This window comes from Sphingomonas sp. BAUL-RG-20F-R05-02 (assembly GCF_022662305.1).
Taxonomy (GTDB): domain Bacteria; phylum Pseudomonadota; class Alphaproteobacteria; order Sphingomonadales; family Sphingomonadaceae; genus Sphingomonas.
This window is the reverse complement of the sequence record NZ_JAKNQH010000082.1, coordinates 1-311: the sequence shown is the minus strand read 5'-3', so window position 1 is coordinate 311 and position 311 is coordinate 1. Positions and strand designations below refer to the sequence as shown.

The 311-nt window shown below is 72.0% G+C and carries 1 protein-coding gene; it reads left to right on the top strand.

Features of this window, described 5'->3' with window-relative positions; all coding sequences use genetic code 11:
• The coding region (locus L8F97_RS22525) for a hypothetical protein (RefSeq protein WP_242154971.1) at positions 1-311 on the top strand (311 nt) is incomplete at both ends.

The window sequence follows — 311 nt, the reverse complement described above, 5'->3', positions numbered from 1 at the left end:
CAAGGCCGCTCAGGATGCGGCTGCCGCCGCCAATCAGGCCGCCAAGGCCGCTGCCGACAAGGCTGCGCAGGATGCCGCCAAGGCGGCGTCCGACAAGGCCGCTCAGGATGCGGCTGCCGCCGCCAATCAAGCCGCCAAGGTCGCTGCCGACAAGGCTGCGCAGAATGCCGCCAAGGCAGCGTCCGACAAGGCCGCTCAGGATGCGGCTGCCGCCGCCAATCAGGCCGCCAAGGCCGCTGCCGACAAGGCTGCGCAGGATGCCGCCAAGGCAGCGTCCGACAAGGCCGCCCAGGATGCGGCTGCCGCCGCCA